At 63.7% G+C, this 5093-nt stretch carries 1 protein-coding gene; it reads right to left on the bottom strand.

The window, feature by feature from the left end:
* Positions 1–5093: beta strand repeat-containing protein (locus tag RSO41_RS18405; RefSeq protein WP_410000359.1), on the bottom strand; the 5093-nt coding region annotated here is incomplete at both ends.

The following is a 5093-nucleotide window of genomic DNA, read 5'->3' as shown; positions in this document are numbered from 1 at the left end:
CCGTCGCCCATGGCCACGGCGCCATCCGCGGTGGCCGAGGCATCCACGCCCGACGCGATGGCATTCACCCCGGTGGCGCCGTCATTGTCGTAGTTGCCACCCTGGGTGCCACCATCGTTGACGCTATAGTAGTGCGAGCGGTTCTCGTCGAAGTAGTCGAGGTTGACCGCATCGCCACCATTCACCGGATCGCCGAGGTTGGTGATGGTATCGCCACCCATGTCGATACCGTCCTCGTTGATCGTCGTATCACCGACCGTCACCTCGTCCGAGAGATTGAACGTTACCGTCTCCTGGTCGCCATCGGTGGCGTTCTTGGTGATCGTCAAATTGCCGTCGGTATTTTCGAGATCGACAGCGTCACCCGGCGCCACGTTGGTGGTATCGGCCCCCTGGGCACTGAGATCCCAGCCCGCATTGGCTACGTCGCTGACGTCTTCGAGTTGGCTGACGTTGACCGCATCATCGCCGTCCTGGCCATCGGCCACCCCGGAGATCCGGCCGCTGTCGCCTTCGTTGATGGTCACGTCACCGAATTGCGGCGCGTCCGCCATCTGCAGCTGGATGGCCCCCGTATCCGGGTCGGTCACCGTCTTCAGGTTAGTGCCGCTGAAGGTACCCGCGGCACTCGCTTCGCCGGTGATCCCCAGGGTCTGCCCCAGGTCACGATGCACCGGGTCCCCTTCGTTGCCAGCGAAGTTCATGCCCAGACCGACCAGCTCATCACCGGCCTCGTCGACATACTGCTTGTTGACCGCATCACCCTCGTCCACGGGTGCGCCGACATTGGTGATGGTGTCACCACCCATGTCGATACCGTCCTCGTTGATCGTCGTATCACCGACCGTCACCTCGTCCGACAGATCGAAGGTCACGTCATTGCTGTCGGAGGCCTTACTGACGACGATATTCCCATCGGCGTTGTTCAGATCCATGGCGTTGCCCGTGGCGCTGTCGACGCCGACATTGGACGCGTTGCCACCTTCCGCACTGATCGTCCAGCCTGCACCGATGGTTTCGACCGCCTGATTGGTGGCGAACAACTGACTGCCGTTGATGGCGTCGGTGCTGGTCTCGCTGACACGTCCGGCCGCGACATTGGTGAGGGTGCGCTCGTTGCCCACGTCGCCCACGCTTACCGTGCTCTGCGGCGCGGTGCCGGCAAAGTCATAGTCGGTGCCGGCAATGGTCGTCCCCGGCGTGGCCACCGGCTCGGCGGTCACCGAGTTGCTGCCCAACGCCACGCTCTGGTCGTGGCTGACCGTCGCCCCGGCACCCAGCGCAATGCCTTGCTGGGCCTCGGACAACGAGGCCGTCCCCAGAGCCATGCCGTCGGACAGCATCACCTCGGCGCCATCCCCGATGGCGGTACCCCCGGGGGCCATCTGGCCGACGATGGCGCCATTACCCATGCCGATACCGGCATCGCCGTTGACCACCGTCGTTGGCCCCACCGCGATGCTGTCTTGCCCGACCGCGGCGGAATCCGGCTGGGTCGAGTTGGCATGGAAATACTTGATGCCGGTATCGATCACCGAACCAACGGCACCCTGCAGCTGACGCACCGTCACGGCATCCTGGGCCTGGGTACCATCCGCCACATTGGTGATCTGACGATAGGAGTCATCGTCACCCACCGAGATCGCTCCCAGCAGTTCCTTGTCAGTGGTGTTGTACTCGATGGTGGCACCGTTCGCCGGAATGAAGCCCGAGGCAGGCGCCAGGGCACGATTGGAGATCGAGCCACTACCCAGAGCCACGCTGTCGAGGATCCGGGCATCGGCACCGAAGCCCAGCGAGGTAGTCCCATCGGCCGAGGCCAGGGCATCCACCCCGCCGGCCAGGGCGTTCACGCCGGAGGCACCATCGTTGTCGTAGTTGCCACCGATCACGCCGTCATCGTTGACGCTGTAGTAATGGGCACGGTTCTCGTCAAAGTAATCGAGGTTGACCGCGTCGCCACCGTCGACCGGCGCACCGACATTGGTGATGGTGTCGCCGCCCATGTCGATGCCGTCGTCGTTGAGCGTCGGACCGTTGTTGCCGATCGTCACGTCGTCGGCCAGGTCGAAGGTCACGTCTTCCTGCGTACCATCCGCCGCGTTCTTGGTGATCACCAGATTACCGTCGGTGTTCGACAGATCGACGGCGTCACCCGGCGCCACATTGGTGCTATCCGCTCCCTGAGCGGTCAGGTCCCATCCCTGGCCGGCAGCTTCCACCGCCTGGTTGGTGGCGAACAACTGGCTGCCATTGATGGCATCGGTGCTGCTTGCCGAAATGCGCCCCGCCGCCACGTTGGTAATGGTGCGCTCGTTGCCCACGTCACCCACGCTCACCGTGCCCGTCGGCGCGCTGCCGGCGAAGGAATAGGTCGTACCGGCAACCGTGGTACTGGCAGTGCCCACCGGCGCGGCAGTCACCGCGTTGGTGCCCAGTGCCACGCTGTCGACATTGCCTACCGTGGCGCCATACCCCATGGCGATACCACCATCCGCCGTGGCCGTGGCATCCACACCGGACGCAATGGCGTTCACGCCGGTGGCACCATCATTGTCGAAGTTGCCGCCCTGGGTGCCGCCATCGTTGACGCTGTAGTAGTGCGTCTCGATACCCTTGAGCTGCGAGACATTCACCGCATCGGTGTCCTCGACACCGGCGGCCACCCCGGTGATCTGACGATTGCCGGGGACGGTCAGCTGATTGCCGTCATCATCGAAGCGAGCCACCTGAGCGATCGCGATCTCACCTACCGAGTCTTCGGTGGTGTCCTTGCCATAGCCGATGTACCCAGCCTGAGCGCCCCGCACGGTTTCCGTCGCGGCCCCCAGGGCCACACTCTGCTCATGCAGGACATCGGAACGTGCCCCCAAGGCGACACTGCCTTCGACGTTGGCCTGAGAGTTCGAGCCCAGTGCCAGGGCCGCCTGGCCGCCCGCAACACTGAAATTACCGAGAGCCGTGCTACGCAGGCCGCTGGCCTCGGCCTCGGTACCCACCCCCAGGGAATCTTCGGCGCTGGCCAATGCATCCAGCCCGATGGCGGAAGAACGCAGTCCAGTAGCTTCCGCAATCTGGCCTAGCGCCATGGACGCCTCACCCGAGGCCACCGCCGTATTACCCGCAGCGAAGGACGCAAACCCCGTCGCCTCGGAGCGGTTCCCCAACGCCATGGCATGCTGCTGTGTCGCCGTGGCCTGAGTGCCCAATGCCAGGGTATCGAGAGCTCCACTGGTGGCGTTATTGCCCACCGCGAAGGCCCCGTCGCCGGTCACCACGTTGTCGTTCCCCATGGCCACGGCGCCATTGCCGGTAGCCTGGTTGTTGACGCCCATGGTGATCGCGCCATTGCCATCGGAGGTATTGGTGTCGCCAATCGCCAGGGCGCCGTCGCCTTCGGAGGTGTTGTTGTTCCCCAGGGACACCGCCCCGGTACCTTCGGCATAGTTGTCCTTGCCCATCACCACGGCACCATCACCGATGGCGGTACTCGGATCGCCGATAGCCACGGCACCGTCGCCCGTGGCGGTATTGCCGTACCCGATGGAGGTCGACTGGCCACCATTGGCGGTGGCATCACGCCCGATGGCAATAGCCCCCTCCGTCTCGGCGCTGGCATATTGCCCAATCGCCACGCTATCCACCCCGGTGGCGCTGGTGGTGTAACCCAGTGACACGGCCCGTGTGGCTCCGCCCCCCGTGGACGCTGCTACCCCCGCGGCCAGTGAGTCCGCACCCGCAGCGCCATCATTGGCGTAGTTGTCCTGCTGGGTACCGCCATCGTTGACGCTGTAATAACGTACCTTGCTGTCTTGCAGATCGGTATTCAGATTCTCGATCGCCTGATTGGAAGCGAAAAGCTGGCTGCCATTGATGGCATCGGTACTGCTCGCCGAGATGCGACCCGCCGCCACGTTAGTGATGGTACGCTCGTTGCCAGCGTCACCCACGCTTACCGTGCCGGTCGGTGTGCCCCCGGCAAAGGTATAGTTGAGACCGGCAATGGTGGTACTGGCGGTGCCCACTGGCGCGGCCGTCACGGCGTTGGTGCCCAGTGCCACGCTGTCGACATTGCCTGCTGTGGCGCCGTACCCCATGGCGATACCACCATCCGCCGTAGCCGTGGCATCCACACCAGACGCAATGGCGTTCACGCCGGTGGCCCCGTCGTTGTCGTAGTTGCCGCCCTGGGTGCCGCCATCATTGACGCTGTAGTAGTGCGCCTTATTCTCGTTGAAGTAGTCGAGATTGACCGCATCGCCACCGTCGACCGGCGCGCCGACATTGGTGATGGTGTCACCGCCCATGTCGATGCCGTCGTCGTTGATCGTCGTGTCGCCGATCGTCACCTCGTCGGAGAGGTCGAAGGTGACCTCCTCCAGGGGGCCATCGGCAGCGTTTTTGGCGATCACCAGGTTGCCGTCGGTATTGGACAGGTCGACGGTGTCACCCGGCGCCACGTTGGTGGGATCAACGCCCTGAGCGGTGAGGTCCCAGCCGGTGTTGGCCACATCGCTGACCTGGGCCAGTTGATCCTCGGTGGCCGCTTGCCCAGAGGTAAAGGCATTCGGGTCGAAGGTCGTGTTGGAGAGCCCATTGATGGTATCGCCACCGCCGGTGTTGACCGTCACGTTGCCGAACTGCGGCTGATCGGTCATCACGATTTCGAGGGTGTCTGTGCCATTGGCCACCGTGCTGATATTGGTGTTGCCGCTGGCATCAGCGCCACCGTTAACGTTCAGGGTCTGTCCCAAATCGCGATGCACATCGGTACCGCTATCACCCGCGAAGTCGAGTCCCTGGCTGGTCAGGTTCTGATCAACCAGATCCAGCTGCTCCTCGGTAGCCGCTCGGCCCGCCGTGGCAAAGCTCGGATCGTTCAGGTCAGTATTGGACAGACCGGTGATATCGTTAGTGGTCGCATCCGTGACCACACTGCCCACCGTAACGCTGTTGTTGACTGCCACGTCATCAGCCAGATCGAAGGTCACGTCTTCCTGGGGGCCATCAGTGGCGTTCTTGGCGATCACCAGGTTGCCATCGGTGTTGGACAGATCGACAGTGTCACCCGGCGCAACGTTGGTGGTATCGGC

It is taken from the genome of Halomonas sp. I1 (assembly GCF_032334135.1).
In the GTDB taxonomy this organism is placed as follows: Bacteria; Pseudomonadota; Gammaproteobacteria; order Pseudomonadales; family Halomonadaceae; genus Halomonas.
This window is presented reverse-complemented; position numbering and strand designations above follow the sequence as displayed.